This is a genomic window from Nitrospirillum pindoramense (assembly GCF_007827955.1).
Lineage (GTDB): Bacteria > Pseudomonadota > Alphaproteobacteria > Azospirillales > Azospirillaceae > Nitrospirillum > Nitrospirillum amazonense_B.
The window spans coordinates 36,781-55,340 of record NZ_VITR01000014.1 but is presented as its reverse complement, the minus strand read 5'-3'; the positions used below and the strand labels follow the sequence as shown (position 1 = coordinate 55,340).

General features: G+C 66.9%; 14 protein-coding genes. 8 read left to right on the top strand and 6 right to left on the bottom strand.

The features are described from left to right. Positions 1-123: 123 nt before the first annotated feature. Positions 124-543 (top strand): methylmalonyl-CoA epimerase, encoded by a 420-nt coding sequence (mce, locus tag FBZ90_RS21305; RefSeq protein ID WP_145735004.1) that lies wholly within the window; start codon positions 124-126, stop codon positions 541-543. Between the two features lie 25 nt (positions 544-568). Here mce and FBZ90_RS21300 read toward each other — a convergent pair whose 3' ends face one another. From FBZ90_RS21300 to cyoA, 5 genes are all read right to left on the bottom strand, one after another. Then, positions 569-2,641: a hybrid sensor histidine kinase/response regulator gene (locus tag FBZ90_RS21300; RefSeq protein ID WP_145735003.1), complete on the bottom strand. Its 2,073-nt coding sequence runs from the start codon at positions 2,639-2,641 to the stop codon at positions 569-571. A gap of 155 nt (positions 2,642-2,796) precedes the next feature. Continuing rightward, positions 2,797-3,210 carry a cytochrome o ubiquinol oxidase subunit IV gene (gene cyoD / locus FBZ90_RS21295; RefSeq protein WP_145735002.1) on the bottom strand — a complete coding sequence of 138 codons (414 nt, stop codon included), beginning with the start codon at positions 3,208-3,210 and terminating at the stop codon, positions 2,797-2,799. Position 3,211: 1 nt separating this feature from the next. Then, positions 3,212-3,850: a cytochrome o ubiquinol oxidase subunit III gene (gene cyoC, locus FBZ90_RS21290; protein ID WP_145735001.1), complete on the bottom strand. Its 639-nt coding sequence runs from the start codon at positions 3,848-3,850 to the stop codon at positions 3,212-3,214. After that, positions 3,847-5,841 carry a cytochrome o ubiquinol oxidase subunit I gene (gene cyoB, locus FBZ90_RS21285; RefSeq protein WP_145735000.1) on the bottom strand — a complete coding sequence of 665 codons (1,995 nt, stop codon included), beginning with the start codon at positions 5,839-5,841 and terminating at the stop codon, positions 3,847-3,849. Before cyoB ends, cyoC begins: the two co-directional genes overlap by 4 nt. A 13-nt stretch (positions 5,842-5,854) precedes the next feature. Further along, positions 5,855-6,694 (bottom strand): ubiquinol oxidase subunit II, encoded by an 840-nt coding sequence (cyoA, locus tag FBZ90_RS21280; protein WP_145734999.1) that lies wholly within the window; start codon positions 6,692-6,694, stop codon positions 5,855-5,857. A gap of 306 nt (positions 6,695-7,000) precedes the next feature. Between cyoA and FBZ90_RS21275 the strand changes: the two genes are divergently transcribed. Genes FBZ90_RS21275 through FBZ90_RS21265 form a run of 3 tightly spaced genes read left to right on the top strand, consistent with a single transcriptional unit; the run spans position 7,001 to position 12,865 of the window. After that, a complete protein-coding gene (locus tag FBZ90_RS21275; protein ID WP_246130648.1) occupies positions 7,001-8,152 on the top strand; it encodes an efflux RND transporter periplasmic adaptor subunit in 1,152 nt (383 codons plus the stop codon). Positions 8,153-8,163: 11 nt separating this feature from the next. Then, positions 8,164-11,370 (top strand): efflux RND transporter permease subunit, encoded by a 3,207-nt coding sequence (locus FBZ90_RS21270; protein WP_145734998.1) that lies wholly within the window; start codon positions 8,164-8,166, stop codon positions 11,368-11,370. A 19-nt stretch (positions 11,371-11,389) separates the two neighbouring features. Further along, positions 11,390-12,865, top strand: a complete 1,476-nt coding sequence (locus tag FBZ90_RS21265) for an efflux transporter outer membrane subunit (RefSeq protein WP_145734997.1) — start codon at positions 11,390-11,392, stop codon at positions 12,863-12,865. On the opposite strand, the gene FBZ90_RS21260 is transcribed toward FBZ90_RS21265, so the two are convergent. Continuing rightward, positions 12,862-13,377 carry a methylated-DNA--[protein]-cysteine S-methyltransferase gene (locus FBZ90_RS21260; RefSeq protein ID WP_145734996.1) on the bottom strand — a complete coding sequence of 172 codons (516 nt, stop codon included), beginning with the start codon at positions 13,375-13,377 and terminating at the stop codon, positions 12,862-12,864. The genes FBZ90_RS21265 and FBZ90_RS21260 overlap by 4 nt on opposite strands. A gap of 381 nt (positions 13,378-13,758) precedes the next feature. On the opposite strand from FBZ90_RS21260, the gene FBZ90_RS28920 reads away from it, so the two are divergent. From FBZ90_RS28920 to FBZ90_RS21245, 4 genes are read left to right on the top strand one after another with little or no spacing between them, the layout of a single operon-like run. Then, entirely contained in the window at positions 13,759-14,352 is a 594-nt protein-coding gene (locus tag FBZ90_RS28920) for a hypothetical protein (protein ID WP_477529319.1), read from the top strand. Between the two features lie 12 nt (positions 14,353-14,364). After that, positions 14,365-16,899 (top strand): formate dehydrogenase-N subunit alpha, encoded by a 2,535-nt coding sequence (gene fdnG, locus FBZ90_RS21255; protein ID WP_477529318.1) that lies wholly within the window; start codon positions 14,365-14,367, stop codon positions 16,897-16,899. Further along, a complete protein-coding gene (gene fdxH, locus FBZ90_RS21250; RefSeq protein WP_145734994.1) occupies positions 16,899-17,840 on the top strand; it encodes a formate dehydrogenase subunit beta in 942 nt (313 codons plus the stop codon). The genes fdnG and fdxH overlap by 1 nt, the downstream gene beginning before the upstream one ends. Continuing rightward, positions 17,837-18,511 carry a formate dehydrogenase subunit gamma gene (locus FBZ90_RS21245; protein WP_145734993.1) on the top strand — a complete coding sequence of 225 codons (675 nt, stop codon included), beginning with the start codon at positions 17,837-17,839 and terminating at the stop codon, positions 18,509-18,511. Before fdxH ends, FBZ90_RS21245 begins: the two co-directional genes overlap by 4 nt. The last annotated feature ends 49 nt before the right edge of the window (positions 18,512-18,560 follow it).

Genomic DNA, 18,560 nt, shown 5'->3' with positions numbered 1-18,560 from the left:
AGGCGGCGGGGCCGGTCCATCATTCATATTGACCGGTCCCCGCACCCTTTCCAGGATCGCGGCGTTGCCGGCCCGCGCGCAGTGCGCTGTCGGGCCGGGTTTTCGAGAAAGGGAGTGTCACGCATGATCGGCCGCCTGAACCATGTCGGTATCGCCACACCGTCGATCGAGGACGCCATCGCCGTCTACCGGGACCTTTTGGGCGCCACGGTGATTCGGGAACCCTTCGATTTGCCGGCCCAGGGCGTGCGCGTCTGCTTCATCGACACGCCCAACAGCCAGATCGAACTGATCGAGCCCTTGGGTGAGTCCTCGCCCGTCCATGCCTTCCTGAAGAAGTTCCCCCAGGGCGGCCAGCACCATGTCTGTTTCGAGGTGCCGGACATCCACGCCGCCGCCGCCGACATGGCGGCCAAGGGCGCCACCGTGCTGGGCCAGCCCCGCATCGGCGCCCACGGCACGCCGGTCATCTTCGTGCATCCCAAGAGCATGGGAGGCGTGCTGGTGGAACTGATGGAGACACCCAAGGGCGATCATCACTGACGGCGTGCGCCCGGGGACGAGGCCCTTAACTTCCGCTCAGGATGCTCTTGATGCGGCTGGCCAGCGCCTCCATGGAAAAGGGCTTGGTCTGCACATGCAGGCCGGGCGCCAGCCGTTCATTGCCGATGACGGCGTTTTCGGCGTAGCCGGTGATGAACAGCACCTTCAGGCCAGGGCGCAGCTCCCGGCCGGCGTCGGCCAACTGTCGGCCGTTCATGCCCTGGGGTAGGCCGATATCGGTCACCAGCAGGTTGATGGGGGTATCGGATTGCAGGATGCGCAGCGCCTCCGGACCGTCCATCGCCTCCAGCGTCGTGTAGCCCAGCTCATCCAGCACCTCCGTCACCAGCAGGCGTACAGTGGGCTCATCATCCACCACCAGCACGGTTTCCCCCCGCTTGGCCCGGGGGGCGGCCTGGGTGATGGCCAGCATTTCCGTGGCCTGCTCCTGACCATGATGGCGGGGCAGGTACAGCGACACGGTGGTGCCTAGCCCCACCTCGGACAGGATGCGGATCTGGCCGCCGGATTGCCGCACGAAGCCATAGATCATGGACAGGCCAAGGCCGGTACCCTGGCCGATGGGCTTGGTGGTGAAGAAGGGGTCGAAGGCGCGGGCGATGACCTCCGGCGGCATGCCGACGCCGGTATCGGTGACGCTCAGCAGCACGAACTGGCCGGGCGTCATGTCATGGGCGCCGGCCGTCTCGTCATCGATCTCGCGGTTGCTGGCCTCGATGGTGATGTGTCCGCCGCGGGGCATGGCGTCGCGGGCGTTGATGCACAGGTTCAGCAGGGCGCTTTCCAACTGGTTGGCGTCTATCAGGGTGGTCCACAGGTCCGGCGGCGTATCGACGATCAGCGCGATGGCGGGGCCCACCGTGCGCCGCACCAGATCCTCCATCTCCAAGACCAGGCGGCTGACATCCGTCGGTCGGGGGTCCAGGGTCTGCTGCCGCGAAAAGGCCAGCAGCCGGTGGGTCAGGGCGGCGGCGCGATCCACGGCGCCCCGCGCCGCCGTCATGTACCGGTCCAGCGCGTTGAGACGGCCCTGGCGGACGCGCTGGTCCAGCAGTTCCAGGCTGCCGCTGATGGCGGTCAGCAGGTTGTTGAAGTCATGGGCCAGGCCGCCGGTCAATTGGCCCACCGCTTCCATCTTCTGCGCCTGGCGCAACTGCGCCTCCGCCAGGCGCAGGGCCTCGGCCTGGCGCTTCTCTTCCGTGATGTCGCGGCCATAGCCATAGACCACGTCCCCTTCGGCGAAGGAGTTCCAGGAAATCCAGCGGAAGCCGCCATCCTGGTGCCGCAGGCGGTTTTCGAAGCACAGAAGCTGACCCTCGATCAGCAGGCCTTCGTGGGCCTGGACCGTGGCGCGGGCGTCGTCGGGCCAGACCATCTCCACGAAGCTGCGGCCGATCAGTTCCTCGGGCTCATGGCCCAGGATGGCCTTCCAGGCGGGGCTGGCGTCGCGGAATATCCCGTCGCGCCCGATCACCAGCAGCAGGTCGCGGGAAAAGCGCCAGACGCGGTCGCGCTCCGCCGTGCGCTCCGCCACCCGCTCTTCCAGGTCGGCGTTCAGGCGGGCCAGCTTGTCGGCGGTGACGCGCAGGCTGCGCTCCGCCCGCACCTTGGCCGTCGTCTCCACCACGATGGCGATGACGCCGGCGGGCTTGCCCGCCTCATCCAGGATGGGGGAATAGTCCAGGTTCATCCACACCTGCTCTGGCCGGCCGGAGCGATGCAGCGTCAGTTCCTGGTCCTGGTACGCCAGCGTGCCGCCGGCCAGACCCACCTTCATCACATTGTCGTTGAAGTCCGCCACCTCATGCCAGCCTTCCCGGACCTTGGAGCCCAGAAGCTGGGGATGGCGGCCGCCGGCGAAGACGGAATAGGCATCGTTGTAGATCATGATGCCGTCCGGTCCCCACAGCGTGACGATGGGGACGGGCGACTGCAGGATCAGGCCCACGGTGGTGCGCAGGCTTTGCGGCCAGCGGTCCAGGGGGCCCAGGGGTGTTCGCGACCAATCATAGGCCGCGATCAGCGACGCCAATTCGCCGCCGCCGGACAGGAAAGCCGGTATTGCCTCTTGCGCCATATGCCGCCGCGCCCCATCCAACCGCATTAGCCGCCTTCACGCCGAAATTCCTACGACGCTTGTTATGTCACGCGAGGAAGGCGGGCACATCGCCAACCAAAGACTATGTCGTGGCGCGACATCCCCCTCCAAAAGGCAGAGGCGGGGCATCGGGGTCAGTGCTGGTGGTGAAGGTCCATCATCTCCAGCGGCATCATGTTGGCGCTGATGTTGGCCATGATCCACAGCGATCCCGCCACCACCAGGAAAACGATCAGCACACCGAAGGCCAGGGCCAGGACGTTGTTGGTGTTGTCCGGCCCGGTGGTGATGTGCAGGAAGAACACCAGGTGCACCCCCATCTGGGCCACGGCCAGGACCGCCAGGCCGATGGGCACCCCCGGCGGCCACAGCACATGGGTGCTGGCCGCCCAGAAGGAGGTGGCGGTCAGCAGGATGGCCAGCGCCAGGCCGACGATATAGACCTTGAGGCTGGCCAGAAGCTCCTCCCGGCTGTCGCCCGGCGCCGTGTCCAGGGGAACCGCGTCATGGGGGATGCCATCGGGGGCATGATGATCGGTTTCGGCCATTTCAGCGTCCTCCCATCAGGTAGACGATCGTGAACAAGGCCACCCAGATGATGTCCAGGGCATGCCAGAACAGGCTGAAGCACATCAGTCGATGCAGGACGGTGGTGCGCCACCCCTTGTCCGCCACCTGCGCCACCATGACCACCAGCCACAGCAGCCCCACGGCGACATGGGCGCCGTGGCATCCCACCAGGGTGAAGAAGCCGGACAGGAAGGCGCTGCGCTGGGGGGTGGCGCCTTGGGCGATCATGCCGGCGAACTCCCGCATTTCCAGGACCAGGAAGCCCAGGCCCAGCAGGAAGGTCACGGCGGCGGCGCTATGGAAGGCGGTGCGGTGCCGTGCCTCCATGGCCAGCGACATCATCCCGCAACTGAAGCTGGAGAACAGCAGCAGGGCCGTTTCGACGGCGACGTTGGTGGGGTCGAACAGCTCCGCCCCCGTTGGTCCACCGGCCGTCGCCTTGGCCACCACCGCGTAGGTGGCGAACAGGGCGGAGAACATCACGATGTCGCTCAGCAGGAACAGCCAGAAGCCGTAGGCGATGATGATGCGTTTGGGTGCTGGCCCCGCTGTGCTCGTGCCGGTCCGCATGCCGTGGGCGGCCCTGGGCGCATCGTCGTGTAGGCTGGCGGCGGTCATGGCGCGGCCCCCGTCCATTGGGCGTCCTGGTGGGTGCGGTCGGCCTGCGCCACCGCCTCGGCGGGGATTTCGAACTCGCTTTCATCGCGCCAGGCGAAGATCAGGGTGGTGGCCAGGGCACCGGCCAGGCCCAGCGCCACCATCCACCAAATATGCCAGATCAGGGCGAACCCGGTGACGACGGCGAAGAAGGCGGTGATGAAACCGGTGGGGCTGTTCACCGGCATGTGGATGGCCTCATACACCAACGCCTTGGCGGCGGCGACCCGCTCCTCCCGCGTGCGCCGCTTCACCTGCCAATAGGCATCCTCCCGCTCCACATGCGGCAGGATGGCGAAGTTCCAGGCCGGCGGAGGGGAGGGTGTGGACCATTCCAGGGTGCGGCCATTCCATGGATCGCCCGTCACGTCGCGGCGGCGGTCGCGCGTGCGGATGGACACGATCAGTTGGATGATCAGGGCCAGGATGCCGGCCAGGATCAAGGCGACGCCGACGGCCGCCACGATCAGCCAAGGCTGCCAGGACGGATCGTCATAATGCTGCAGCCGCCGGGTCATGCCCAGCATGCCCAGGTAGTATAGCGGCATGAAGGCCAGGTAGAAGCCGACGAACCAGCACCAGAAGGAAACCTTGCCCCAGCCTTCGTCCAGGGTGAAGCCGAAGGCCTTGGGGAACCAGTAAGTGTAGCCGGCCAGCACGCCGAACACGACGCCGCCGATGATGACGTTGTGGAAGTGGGCGATGAGGAACAGGCTGTTGTGCAGGACGAAATCGGCCGGCGGCACGGCCAGCAGCACACCGGTCATGCCGCCGATGACGAAGGTCACCATGAAGCCCACGGACCACAGGATGGGCACCTGGAACCGCACCCGCCCGCCGTACAGGGTGAACAGCCAGTTGTAGACCTTCACGCCGGTGGGCACGGCGATGATCATGGTCATGACACCGAAGAAGCCGTTGACGTTGGCGCCCGCGCCCATGGTGAAGAAGTGGTGCAGCCAGACGATGAAGGACAGGATGCAGATGGCCATGGTGGCCGCGACCATGGAGCGGTAGCCGAACAAGGGCTTGCCGGAGAAGGTCGAGACCACTTCGGAAAACACGCCGAAGCAGGGCAGGATCAGGATGTAGACCTCCGGATGCCCCCACACCCAGATGAGGTTGATGTACATCATCGGGTTGCCGTCGCCGTCCGCCGTGAAGAAGTGCATGCCGAGATAGCGGTCCAGCAGCAGCATGGCGAAGGTGGCGGTCAGCACCGGAAAGGCGGCGATGATCAGCAGGTTGGACGCCAGCGAGGTCCAGCAGAACACCGGCATGCGCATGTAGCCCATGCCGGGCGCCCGCATCTTCAGGATGGTGGTGGCCAGGTTGATGCCCGACAACAAGGTGCCCACACCCGAGATTTGCAGGGCCCACAAGTAATAATCCACCCCCACGCCCGGCGAGTATTTCAGCTCGCTCAGCGGCGGATAGGCCAGCCAGCCGGTGCGCGCGAACTCCCCGATCACCAGCGACAGGTTGGTCAGCAGGATGCCGGAGGCGGTGAGCCACAGGCTGACGGAATTGAGCGTGGGAAAGGCCACGTCGCGGATGCCCAGTTGCAGGGGCACGGCGAAATTCATCAGCCCGATGATGAAGGGCATGGCCATGAAGAAGATCATGATGGTGCCGTGGGCGGAGAAGATCTGGTTATAATGCTCCGGCGGCAGGTAGCCGGAATCCGGACCCACGGAGATGGATTGCTGGATGCGCATCATGACGGCGTCGGTGAAGCCGCGCAGCAGCATGACCAGGGCCAGCACGACGTACATGACGCCGATGCGCTTATGGTCGACGGACGTCAGCCATTCCTTCCACAGATAGGGCCAGTGGCCCTTCACCGTCACCCAGGCCAACACGCCCAGCACCGCCAGGATCATGAGGCCCGAGGCGATCATGTCGATGGGCTCGTTGATGGGGATGGCGCTCCAGCTCAGCTTGCCGAACATGCTGCGTCCTTCTTCAGGGGCCCGGCTTCACGGCGCCCGGATTGGCGACGGCGGTGAACAGGCCCGGTGTCACGTCGCGGAAGGTGCGGGGGCGGTCCGCCCGGCTGGGCTGGGCCAGGCGGCGGAAGGCGGCCTCATCCAGCGGGTCGCCCTGGTCCCGGGCCGTGGCGATCCAGCGGTCGAAGGCGTCGCCCGGCACCGCTTCAACCGTGAACAGCATGTCGGGGAAGCCGGCGCCGCTGAACTGGGCGGAGATGCCGGGATAGCGGCCGGGCTTGTCCGCCTGCAGGTTCAGCCGCGTGATCATGCCGGGCATGGCGTAGATCTGGCTGCCCAGCTGCGGCACGAAAAAGCTGTTCATGACGCCGTCTGAGGTCAGCTGGAAGCTGACCGGCGTGCCGGCGGGCACGACCAGCCGGTTGACGCTGGCGATGCCCTGGTCCGGATAGATGAACAGCCATTTCCAATCCAGCGACACCACCTGAACCTGTATCGCGCGGGTGCCAGCCAGGGGCTTGGGCGGGTCCAGGTCGCGGGAACTGACCCAGCCGATGCCGCCCAGCAGCAGCACGGTCATGGCCGGAATGGACCACACCACCATTTCGATGCGGCCGGAATATTCCCAGTCGGGGCGGTAGCGGGCGCGGGCGTTGCCGGCGCGGAACCACCATGCCACCCCCAGCGTCGCCAGGATGGTGGGTACGACGATGGCCAGCATGATGCCCAGTGAATCCAGCAGGATGGTCAATTCCTGCGCCGCCACCGGGCCCTGAGGGTCCAGGACGCCACCGGAACAGCCGGCAAGGCCGGGCAGCACCAAGGCCAGGGCGGTGGCGGCGACGGGGCGGGCCATGGCTTTCCTTGGGTGTGGTGGGGAGGGAGGAGAACGGGGGTACGGCCGGTCAATGCCCCGGTCCGCCAGATGTTCCGGACGGGGGATGGGCAAAATTGTCGCGGGGCTGCGCCCCGAACCGTCCCGGCGGCCATGGCGGCGAAAAACGACAAAACACCGCACGGCAGGGCAATCCACTGCTGCGCCGGCCCCATAGTGTGATGGCGAAACCGCGTCAGGCGCGGTGTTTCGTCTTGGCTCCGGAGCCCGCCGCATGCGGGCTGCCGAGCCTGAGCTCGTGTTGGGGGAAGGATGCCGTCCATCACCATGTCGCCGCCGCTTCGCCGCCTCTATCCCCTGATCCTGGCGCTGGCCCTGTCCGGGTGTGGCGACAAGCACCCGCCGGCGGCCGCCGCCGCTCCGCCCGCGGTGACGGTGGCCCAGCCGCTGCCCCGCAAGATCGTGGACTGGGATGAGTTTACCGGCCGCTTCGAGGCGGTGCAGACCGTGGAACTACGCGCCCGCGTTTCCGGCTATCTGGAACAGATCAAGTTCCGCGACGGCCAACTGGTGCAAAAGGGCGACCTGCTGTTCGTCATCGACCCGCGCCCCTTCCAGGCCACGCTGGACAAGGCCAACGCCGATCTGCAGCGGGAAAAGACCCGCCAGGCCCTTGCGGTTTCAGAGCTGAAACGGGCGGCCCAGCTGTTGGCCGCCCGTGCCATCAGCCAGGAAGAGTACGACACCCGCGCCCAGGCCGAACAGGAAAGCCAGGCGGCGGTGGCCTCGGCGGCGGCGGCGGCGCGGTCGGCCGCGCTGGATCTGGAGTTCACCCAGATCCGGTCCCCCATCTCGGGCCGCATCGGCGACCGCAAGATCGACATCGGCAACCTGGTCAGCGGCGGGTCGGCGCAATCCACCCTGCTGGCCACCATCGTGACGCGGGACCCGATCTATTTCGTCTTTGACGGCAGCGAGGCGGATTACCTGCGTTACAACCGCCTGGCCCTGGAAGGTGTGCGCGCATCCTCGCGCGACAAGGCCAACCCCGTCTTCGTCCGGTTGATGGATGAGACCACCTGGACCCGCAAGGGTGAGATGGATTTCGTCGACAACCGGCTGGACCCCAGTTCCGGCACCATCCGTGGGCGCGCCGTCATCCCCAACAAGGACGATTTCCTGCAGCCGGGCACCTTCGGCCGGCTGCGCCTGCTGGGTTCCGGCGAGTATGACGCCCTGCTGGTCCCGGATGAGGCCATCGCCTCCGACCAGTCGCACAAGATCGTCATGACGGTGGGCGAGGATGGAACGGTGACGCCCAAGCCCGTGGTGCTGGGCAACCTGGCCTATGGCCTGCGCGTCGTCAAATCCGGGCTGGTGCCGACCGACCGCATCATCATCAGCGGCCTGACGCGGGCACGGCCCGGCGCCAAGGTCACGCCCCAGCCCGGGACCATCACCCCCGCGGCCGAGCAGTAAGGGCCGGCATCATGAAGTTTTCCCATTTCTTCATCGACCGGCCCATTTTCGCCTGCGTGATCTCCATCCTCATCACGCTGGTCGGCGGCCTCGCCTATTTCGCCCTGCCGGTGGCCCAATATCCCGAGGTGGCGCCCCCCACCGTGGTGGTGACGGCCACATATCCCGGCGCCTCGGCCGAGACGGTGGCCAACACCGTGGCCGCCCCGTTGGAACAGGAGATCAACGGCGTCGACGACATGCTGTACATGGTCTCCCAGAACACGGGTGACGGCGGCCTGTCACTGACCATCACCTTCAAGCTGGGCACCGACATCGACAAGGCGCAGGTGCTGGTGCAGAACCGGGTGTCGGTGGCGCAGCCGCACCTGCCGGACGAGGTGAACCGCCTGGGCGTCACCACGCGCAAGAACTCCCCCAACCTGATGATGGTCATCCACCTGTATTCCCCGGATGACAGCCTGGATCAGCTCTATATCTCCAACTACGCCACCTTGCAGGTGCGCGACCCGCTGGCCCGCCTGGATGGCGTGGGTGATGCCCGCATCCGTGGCGCCGGCGATTATTCCATGCGCATCTGGCTGGATCCGGAGAAGGTGCAGGCCCGTGGCTTGACCACGGCCGAGGTGGTGCAGGCGTTGCAGGGCAACAACGTGCAGGTGGCCTCGGGCCAGCTGAACCATCCGCCGGTGCCCAAGCCCGCCGCCTTCGAGGTGCAGGTGCAGACCCTGGGCCGGCTGACCGACCCCGGCCAGTTCGCCGACATCGTCATCAAGTCCGACGCCCAAGGCCGCGTTACCCGCGTGCGCGACGTCGGTTGGGTGGAGCTGGGCGCCCAGGACTACAACACCTATTCCTATGTCGACGGCAAGCGCGCCGCCGCCATCTTGATTTACCAGCGCCCGGGTTCCAACGCCCTGAAGACCGCCGCGGCCGTGCTGTCGTCCATGGAGACGATGAGCCACGACATGCCCAAGGGCCTGGCCTACAAGGTCGTCTACAACCCCACCCAATACATCGCGGAATCGGTGAACGAGGTTTACCACACCATCTTCGAGGCGATGGTGCTGGTGGTCATCGTCGTCATCGTCTTCCTGCAGTCCTGGCGGGCGGCGCTAATCCCCATCGTCGCCATCCCCATTTCGCTGATCGGCACCTTCGCCGTCATGGCGGCCGTGGGCTTTTCCCTCAACAACCTGTCGCTGTTCGGCTTGGTCCTGGCCATCGGCATCGTCGTCGACGACGCCATCGTGGTGGTGGAGAATGTCGAGCGCAACCTGGCCCAGGGCCTGTCGCCCCGGGAGGCCGCCCACAAGACCATGGATGAGGTGGGCGAGGCGCTGATCGCCATCGCCCTGGTGCTGACGGCGGTGTTCCTGCCCACGGCCTTCCTCACCGGCATCTCCGGCCAGTTCTATCGCCAGTTCGGCGTCACCATCGCCGCCGCCACGCTCATTTCCATGCTGGTGTCGCAGACGCTGAGCCCGGCCCTGGCGGCCCTGCTGCTGAAGCCGCACGACGCCCAGCACGATAAGGCGCAGGGTGCTGCGGCCAAGCGCGGCTTTCATCCGATCGCCCGCTTTTTTGCTGGCTTCAACCGGGGCTTCGACTGGCTGTCGGACCGGTACGGCCGCTTGACGGGCCATCTGGTGCGGCTGGCCACGGTGGTGCTGGTGGTCTATGCCGGCCTGATCGTGCTGGGCGGCGGCCTCATTTCCCGCACCCCCACCGGTTTCATCCCGTCACAGGACCAGGGTTATTTCATCACCGTCATCCAGTTGCCGCCGGGATCCTCCCTCAGCCGCACGGACGCCGTCCTGCGCCGTGCCCAGACCCTGCTGGCGGCCCGTCCGGGCGTGGCGCACACGGTTGGTTTCGCCGGCTTCGATGGTGCCACCTACACCAACGCCCCTAACGCCGGCGCCGTGTTCGTTGTCACCAAGCCCTTCGCCGAGCGCGTCAAGGAGGGGCTGACCACCCAGGGGATCTTCAGCGACCTGCAGAAGACCTTGCAGCAGATCGACGGCGCCCTGACACTGCTGATCCCGCCGCCCACCGTGCCGGGCATCGGCTCCTCCGGCGGGTTCAAGCTGTATATCGAGGACAGGCGCGGCCGTGGCTTGCAGGCGCTGGCCGACGCCACGCAGGAGATGATGCTGGCCGCCAACAAGACGCCGGGCCTGGCCAACGTCTTCAGCCTGTACAACACCCGCACGCCCCAGGTTTACGCCGACATCGACCGGGTCAAGGCCGACATGCTGGGCGTGCCGCCGTCGCGCATCTTCGATACGTTGAACGTCTATCTCGGCTCCGCCTTCGTCAACGACTTCAACCTGCTGGGCCGCACCTACCGGGTGACGGCCCAGGCCGATGGCGCCGGCCGTACCAGCGTGCGCGACATCGCCTACCTGCGCACCCGGTCCGACAATGGCGGGCTGGTGCCCTTGGGCTCCGTCGCCACCTTCCGGGACGTGACCGGGCCCTATCGCGTGCCGCGCTACAACCTTTATCCGGCGGCGGAGCTGCAGGGATCGCCGGCACCCGGCTATTCCACCGGCCAGGCCATCGCCGCCATTGGCGAGCTGGCGCGCGAGCATCTGCCCGACGGCTTCTCCTACGAATGGACCGAGCTGACCTATCAGCAGATCATCGCCGGCGACACGGCGCCCATCGCCTTCGGTTTGGCCGTGGTGTTCGTTTATCTGCTGCTGGCGGCGCAATACGAAAGCTGGATGCTGCCGCTGTCGGTCATCCTCATCGTGCCCATGTGCCTGCTCACCGCCCTTTCCGGTGTGAACCTGCGCGGCATGGACAACAACATCCTGACCCAGATCGGCCTGGTGGTGCTGGTGGGGCTGGCGGCCAAGAACGCCATCCTGATCGTGGAGTTCGCCAAGCAGGATGAGGAACAGGGGCTGGACCGCTTCCAGGCCGCCATCCGCGCCGCCCGCACCCGCCTGCGGCCCATCCTCATGACCTCCTTCGCCTTCATCCTGGGCGTGGTGCCCTTGGTGATCGCGTCCGGCGCCGGGTCGGAGATGCGGCAGGCCCTGGGAACGGCCGTGTTCTTCGGCATGCTGGGCGTCACCTTCTTCGGCCTGTTGTTCACGCCGGTATTCTACGTCGTCTGCCGCTGGCTGGCGCAGTGGGGCCAGCGACGCTTCGGCAAACGGCGGGACACGCCGCCGGCCGGTTCACACGGCCCGCACACGGCCTGACGGGGAGGGGGATCGGTCCATGCGTATTCCAGGTGCCCTACTGACCCTGACGGTCGTCCTGTTGCCCCTGTCGGGCTGCGTGACCGTGGGGCCGGATTACCACACGCCCGCCACACCGGCCGCCGCCGGGGCGCCCTTCACCCGGGCCGTTCACGCCATGGACGGGGACGCCAACCTGCTGAAGGCTGAGGAACCGCTGGAGGATTGGTGGCGCCAGCTGGGCGACCCGGTGTTGGACCAACTGGTGGCTGACGCCGTCAAGGCCAACCTGGACCTGAAGGCGGCTGACGCCGCGGTCCGCGCCGCGCGCGCGGAAGCCGAGGCCGTGGGCGCCCGCAACCTGCCGTCGGTGGGCGCCAGCGCCAGCTACAGCCGCGCCCGTGCGGCCGCGGCCACGCAACAGGGCCTGCCCGACGCGCAGCTGCCCGACAGCAACGTCACCACCGCGGGCGGCACCCTGTCCTGGGAAATCGATCTGTTCGGCCAGGTGCGCCGCGCCATCGAGGCGGCGGAGGCCGACACCGCGCGGGCGGAAGCGCTGCGCCACCAAGTGCTGACCGTCATCATCGCCGACGTGGCCAGCACCTATGTCGATCTGCGCGGCGCGCAACTGCGCCTGTCCGTCGCCTTGCGCAACGCGGAAAACCAGCGCGGCACCTTCGACCTGACCCATACCTTGAGCGATGCCGGCCGGGGGACGGACCTGGATATCGCCCGCGCCCAGGCTCAGCTGGAAACCACGCTGGCCTCCATCCCGCCGCTCCGCGCCACGGTGGCGGCGGATGAGCACATCCTGGCCACCCTGACGGGGCGGGAGCCTGGGGCGCTGGCGGCCCTGCTGGACGCGCCGGCCCCGCTGCCCGACCTGCCCGGCAGTGTGGCCGTGGGTACGCCGGCCACGCTGCTGGGCCGCCGGGCCGATGTGGCGGCGGCGGAACGGGCCCTGGCTGCGGCCACGGCCCGCATCGGTGTCGCCACCGCCGACCTCTATCCCAAGATCTCCCTCACCGGGTCGGTGGGGGTGCAGGCCCTGCAGCCGGGGGACCTGGGCGCGCGGGGCGCCTTCACCTATGGCCTTGGGCCCAGCATCAGCGTACCGCTGTTCGACGCCGCCCTCTATGCCCGTATCCGCGAGGCCAACGCCAATACCGACCAGGCCCTGGCCAATTTCCAGAAGGCGGTGCTGACCGCCTGGCAGGAGGCGGAGACGGCGCTGGTCCGCTATGCCCAGGAACGGGCACGCCGCGCCGCGCTGGACACCGCCGCCACGGCCAGCACCCGGGCGGCCAGCCTGGCGGCAACCCGCTACCGCTATGGCGCCGACAACTTCCTGGCCGTGCTGGACGCCCAGCGCACCCAACTGGCGGCAGAGGACCAACTGGCCCAAAGCCGTATCCAGGTGGCGCAGGATCTCGTGGCGACATACCGCGCCCTGGGCGGCGGCTGGACGGTTGCCGGTGAGGTGCCGCCCGCAGCCACTGCCGCCGCGCGTTAAGGGGGGACGGCGCCGGTCCCGCGCCGTCTTTCCAGCGTCAGCAGATAGTCCTTGGCCGCCAGCCCGCCGGCGAAGCCGGTGAGGGCGCCGTTGAGCCCCACCACGCGATGGCAGGGTGCTATGATGGACAGCGGGTTGCGCCCATTGGCGGCCCCCACCGCCCGTACGGCCGCCGGCTTGCCGATCTGGCGGGCGATGTCGGTATAGCTGCGCACCGCGCCATAAGGGATGGTCAGCAGCGCCTGCCACACCTGTCGCTGGAACGCGGTGCCGGTGAAGGTGAGCGGCACGGTGAAGGCGGTGAGATCGCCCGCGAAATAGGCCAGCAACTGGCGCTCCGCCTCCCGCAGGACGGGGTGGTCGGGTTGGTGCGCCAGGGGACCCAGGCGGACCCGGCCGGGCCGGTCATCCTGCCACAGGACCGCCGCCAAGCCATCGTCCCCGGCCACCAGCGTCAGGCGGCCGACGGGGGAGGGCAGGGTCTTGAACGCGAACGGGGTGGCGATGGCCATGATGACGGTTCCTCCGGCGGAGGCGCAGCGTGGCGGCGGTCCGCCGCCCGTGCAAGGGCCTTCATTCAGGCATCATGACAGCCACCGCTATATTCAAGCGAATATAGCGGTGAATGAAGGGCGTGTATCGGGTCGGGCCCAGGCTATACTTTTGGTTTTGTAATACAGTTTGCGCATGACGCAACCAATTTTCTGAATTTAGTTAATGAGAATGGTTATCAACTGCCCTGTGTTCATTCACCCCCGTATAAATTCGCCGGCAATAACTTGACGGGGAACGCCGCCGTCTTATGATGCCGTATTCGTCTGCCGGCGTCTGCTTGCCCTCGGGGCGGGGCTTGGCGTTCCGGCGGGGTCGATTTTCACGGGAGCGTGTGAGACATGGATCTCAGTCGTCGCGGCTTTATCAAGCTGTCCGGCGCGGGACTTGCGGCTTCCAGCCTGGGCGCGTTGGGCTTCGGCCTCGCGGGTTCGGCGCTGGCGGCCTCGGTCCGGCCGTTCAGGCTGACCGCCGCCACCGAAACCCGCAACACCTGCACCTACTGCTCGGTGGCTTGCGGCATTCTTATCTACAGCCAGGGCGATCGCGCGAAGAACGTGAAGTCCTCGGTCATCCATATCGAGGGTGATCCGGACCATCCGGTGAACCGCGGCACGCTGTGCCCCAAGGGCGCCGGCCTGCTGGACATCGTGCGCGCGCCGGGCCGCCTGACGGTTCCGAAGTACCGCCCCGCCGGGGCGAGCGAGTGGAAGGAAGTCTCCTGGGACTTCGCCCTGGACCGCATCGCCACCCTGATGAAGCAGGACCGCGACGCTCACTTCGTGGAGAAGAACGCGGCGGGTGACACGGTCAATCGGTGGCTGTCCACCGGCATGCTGGCGGCCTCCGCCTCGTCCAGCGAGACGGCCTACGCCACGTGGAAGGTCGCCCGTTCGCTGGGCATGTTGGCATTCGATAACCAGGCGCGTGTCTGACACGGACCGACGGTGGCCAGTTTGGCCCCAACATTCGGTCGCGGTGCGATGACGAACACCTGGCAGGACATTAAGAACGCCAATGTCGTGCTGGTGATGGGCGGCAATGCCGCCGAGGCGCATCCTTGCGGTTTCAAATGGGTGATCGAGGCCAAGATCGAGAACAAGGCCAAGCTGGTCGTTGTCGATCCCCGCTTCACCCGCACGGCCTCCGTGGCCGACGTTTACGCCCCCATCCGGCCGGGCACCGATATCGCTTTCCTCAGCGGCGTCATGCGCTATCTGCTGGAGAACGATGCGATCCAGCACGCCTATGTGAAGGCCTACACCAACGCCAGCCTGATCGTTAAGGAAGGCTTCGGCTTCGAGGATGGGCTGTTCACCGGCTATAACGAGGAAAAGCGCAGTTACGACAAGTCCAGCTGGGATTATGAGCTGGATGAGCAGGGCTACGCCAAGTCCGATGACACCTGGCAGCACCCGCGCTGCGTCATCAACCTGCTGAAGCAGCATGTCGCCCGGTACACGCCCGAGCTGGTGTCCCGCATCTGCGGCACGCCCCAGGACAAGTACCTGGAGATCTGCAAGATCTTCGCCAGCACGGCGGCGCCGGACAAGGCGCTGACCAGCCTGTTCGCGCTGGGGTGGACGCAGCATTCCGTGGGGGCGCAGAACATCCGCGCCATGGCCATGGTGCAGCTGCTGCTGGGCAACATCGGCGTCGCCGGTGGCGGCATGAACGCGCTGCGCGGTCATTCCAACATCCAGGGCCTGACCGACGTCGGCCTGATGTCCAACCTGCTGCCAGGCTACATGACCATTCCGAAGGATTCGGACGTCACCCTGGACAAGTACCTGGAGACCAAGCAGTTCAAGCCGCTGCGGCCGGGGCAGACCAGCTACTGGCAGAACTACCGCAAGTTCTTCGTCAGCTTCCAGAAGGCCCTGTACGGCGATGCCGCCAAGGCCGAGAACAACTGGGCCTACGACTGGCTGCCCAAGCTGGACGTGGACGGCTACGACGTGCTGCGCGCGTTCGAGCGCATGGATAACGGGCAGATGAACGGCTACATCTGCCAGGGCTTCAACCCCATGCAGGCCTTCCCCGACCGGGGCAAGATCCGCCGCAGCCTGTCCAAGCTGAAGTATCTGGTGGTCATCGACCCGCTGGATACGGAGACGGCCAACTTCTGGCAGGACTACGGTCCGCAGAACCCGTCCAAGCCGGCCGAGATCCAGACCGAGGTGTTCCAGCTGCCCACCACCTGCTTCGCGGAGGAGGAGGGCTCGCTCGTCAACTCCGCGCGCTGGCTGCAATGGCACTGGAAGGCGGCGGACGCGCCGGGCGAGGCCAAGCCCGACCTGTGGATCATGGCCGGGCTGTACCACCGCCTGAAGTCCATGTACGCCAAGGACGGCGGCGCCTTCCCCGCCCCCATCCTGAACCTCAGCTGGTCCTATGCCGACCCGGCGGAGCCGCAACCGGCCGAGCTGGCGCGGGAGATGAACGGCCGCGCCCTGGTCGACATCAAGGACGACACGGGCGCGGTGGTGCTGAAGGCCGGGCAGCAGCTGGACGGCTTCGCCCAGTTGCGCGACGACGGCACCACCATGTCCGGCTGTTGGATTTTCGCCGGCAGCTGGACCGAGAAGGGCAACCAGATGGCCCGGCGCGACGCGTCGGACCCGCGCGACGCCGGCATCGCCCCCAACTGGGCGTGGGCCTGGCCCGCCAACCGCCGCATCCTGTACAACCGCGCCAGCGCCGACCTGGACGGCAAGGCGTGGAACCCGCACAAGCCCGTCATCCAGTGGAACGGGTCCAAGTGGGTGGGCTTCGACGTGCCGGACTACGGCCCGACCGTGAAGCCGCAGGACGGGGTCGGCCCCTTCATCATGAACCAGGAAGGGCAAGGTCGCCTGTTCGCCCGGGGCCTGATGGTCGAGGGGCCGTTCCCCGAGCATTACGAGCCGTTCGAAAGCCCGGCGGAGAACGTGCTTCACCCCAAGGTGAAGAGCAACCCGGCCGCCCGCGTCTTCCCCAACGACCGCAAGGCGATGGGCACGGCGCAGGACTTCCCCTATGTCGGCACCACCTACCGCCTGACCGAGCACTTCCACTATTGGACCAAGCACGCCCTGATCAACGCCATCCTCCAGCCGGAGGAGTTCGTTGAGATCGGTGAGGCCCTGGCCAAGGAGAAGGGCATCGAGCAGGGCGGCTGGGTCAAGGTGTCGTCCAAGCGCGGTCAGGTGATCTGCAAGGCCTTCGTGACCAAGCGCATCAAGCCGCTGATGGTGGATGGCAAGCCGACGCACGTCATCGGCTGCCCCATCCACTGGGGCTTCACCGGCGTGGCCCGCAAGGGCTATGGCGCCAACACCCTGACGCCGTTCGTGGGCGACGCCAACACCAACACGCCGGAGTTCAAGGCCTTCCTGCTCAACATCGAGAAGACCAGCGCGCCGCCCGCGGTGGACGTGGCCCAAGGGCCTCGTGACGCCCAGGGCGTGCCGAAGTCTCTCACCAAGGTGGGGAGCCTGTGATGGCCGACCTGCAATCCCAGGACTATATCCGCCGATCGGCCACTAACCTGACGCCGCCCTCGGTGCGCCACCATGAGCTTGAGGTGGCCAAGCTGATCGACGTCAGCCGCTGCATCGGCTGCAAGGCCTGCCAGTCCGCCTGCATGGAATGGAACAACCTGCGGCCGGAGATGGAGGAGTTCCACGGCGCCTACGAGAACCCGCACGACCTCAACCCCGGCACCTGGACCCTGATGCGGTTCGCCGAGTACGAGGACGAGCAGGGGAACCTGGAGTGGCTGATCCGCAAGGACGGCTGCATGCACTGTGAGGATCCGGGCTGCCTCAAGGCCTGCCCGGCCCCCGGTGCCATCGTCCAGTACGCCAACGGCATCGTCGACTTCATCAGCGAGAACTGCATCGGCTGCGGCTATTGCGTGAAGGGCTGCCCCTTCAACATCCCGCGCATCAGCGCCCAGGACCACAAGTCGTACAAGTGCACCTTGTGTTCCGACCGCGTGGGCGTGGGGCTGGAGCCGGCCTGCGTGAAGACCTGCCCCACCGGCGCCATCATGTTCGGCTCGAAAGACGACATGAAGGACTGGGCGGGCGAGCGCATCGCCGAACTGAAGGAGCGCGGCTTCCAGAACGCGGGCCTGTACGATCCGCCGGAGGTGGGCGGGACGCACGTCATGTACGTGCTGCACCATGCCGACAAGCCCTCGCTCTATTCCGGCCTGCCGGACAAGCCCCATATCAGCGCGCTGGTGGGGGCGTGGAAGGGCTTCCTGAAGCCCTTGGCCCTGGCCGGCCTGGCCTTCGCCGCCGTCAGCACCTTCGTCCACTCCATCGTCTCCGGTCCCAACGAGACGACAGAGGAAGATGAGGAGGCCGCGCGCCGGGAGATGTCGGGCCCAGAGATGTCAGGCCGGGGGAACTCGGAAGGGAAGGGCAAGTCATGAGCTATCCCAAGGGAACGCTGGTCCGCAACTCCACGGCCACCCGCCTGAACCATTGGATCACCGGCATCTGCTTCGTGCTGCTGACCCTGTCGGGCCTGGCCATGTTCCACCCGGTCTTCTTCTGGCTGTCGAACCTGTTCGGCAGCGGGCAGTGGATGCGGGCGGTGCATCCCTGGCTGGGGGTGACCCTGATGGTCAGCTTCATCGGCCTGTTCGTGCAGTTCTGGCGGGACAACCTGTGGAACCGCGACGACACCGCGTGGGCCAAGAAGCTGGACCGCGTCATGGCCAATGATGAGGAGCACGTGCCGCCCGTTGGCCGGTTCAACGCCGGCCAGAAGGTGGTGTTCTGGGGCATGGCCCTGATCATCCCGGTGCTGTTCGTCACCGGCATCCTGATCTGGGAGGTCTATTTCGGCGCCGCCACCTCCATCGAGACGCAGCGCGTGGCCGTGCTGATCCACAGCATGGGCGCCATCGGTGCCATCCTGATCTGGATCACGCATGTCTACGCGGCCATCTGGGTGAAGGGCTCCATGCGGGCCATGCTGCACGGCTGGGTGACGCCCGGCTGGGCCCACCGGCACCACCGCAAGTGGTTCCGCGGCCTGGTCGCCAGCGGCTCGCCGGGGCCGACGCCCACCAGCACGGCTAAATTCCGCGAGCACTGAGCGGCATCTGGGCCTATCTATCAGGGGCGCGGGTCCTGCCGGGGCCCGC

Coding starts and splice junctions, on each gene's coding strand:
- mce (WP_145735004.1), top strand. CDS start 124: ATGATCGGCCGCCTGAACCATGTCGGTATCGCCACACCGTCGATCGAG.
- FBZ90_RS21300 (WP_145735003.1), bottom strand. CDS start 2,641: ATGGCGCAAGAGGCAATACCGGCTTTCCTGTCCGGCGGCGGCGAATTG.
- cyoD (WP_145735002.1), bottom strand. CDS start 3,210: ATGGCCGAAACCGATCATCATGCCCCCGATGGCATCCCCCATGACGCG.
- cyoC (WP_145735001.1), bottom strand. CDS start 3,850: ATGACCGCCGCCAGCCTACACGACGATGCGCCCAGGGCCGCCCACGGC.
- cyoB (WP_145735000.1), bottom strand. CDS start 5,841: ATGTTCGGCAAGCTGAGCTGGAGCGCCATCCCCATCAACGAGCCCATC.
- cyoA (WP_145734999.1), bottom strand. CDS start 6,694: ATGGCCCGCCCCGTCGCCGCCACCGCCCTGGCCTTGGTGCTGCCCGGC.
- FBZ90_RS21275 (WP_246130648.1), top strand. CDS start 7,001: ATGTCGCCGCCGCTTCGCCGCCTCTATCCCCTGATCCTGGCGCTGGCC.
- FBZ90_RS21270 (WP_145734998.1), top strand. CDS start 8,164: ATGAAGTTTTCCCATTTCTTCATCGACCGGCCCATTTTCGCCTGCGTG.
- FBZ90_RS21265 (WP_145734997.1), top strand. CDS start 11,390: ATGCGTATTCCAGGTGCCCTACTGACCCTGACGGTCGTCCTGTTGCCC.
- FBZ90_RS21260 (WP_145734996.1), bottom strand. CDS start 13,377: ATGGCCATCGCCACCCCGTTCGCGTTCAAGACCCTGCCCTCCCCCGTC.
- FBZ90_RS28920 (WP_477529319.1), top strand. CDS start 13,759: ATGGATCTCAGTCGTCGCGGCTTTATCAAGCTGTCCGGCGCGGGACTT.
- fdxH (WP_145734994.1), top strand. CDS start 16,899: ATGGCCGACCTGCAATCCCAGGACTATATCCGCCGATCGGCCACTAAC.
- FBZ90_RS21245 (WP_145734993.1), top strand. CDS start 17,837: ATGAGCTATCCCAAGGGAACGCTGGTCCGCAACTCCACGGCCACCCGC.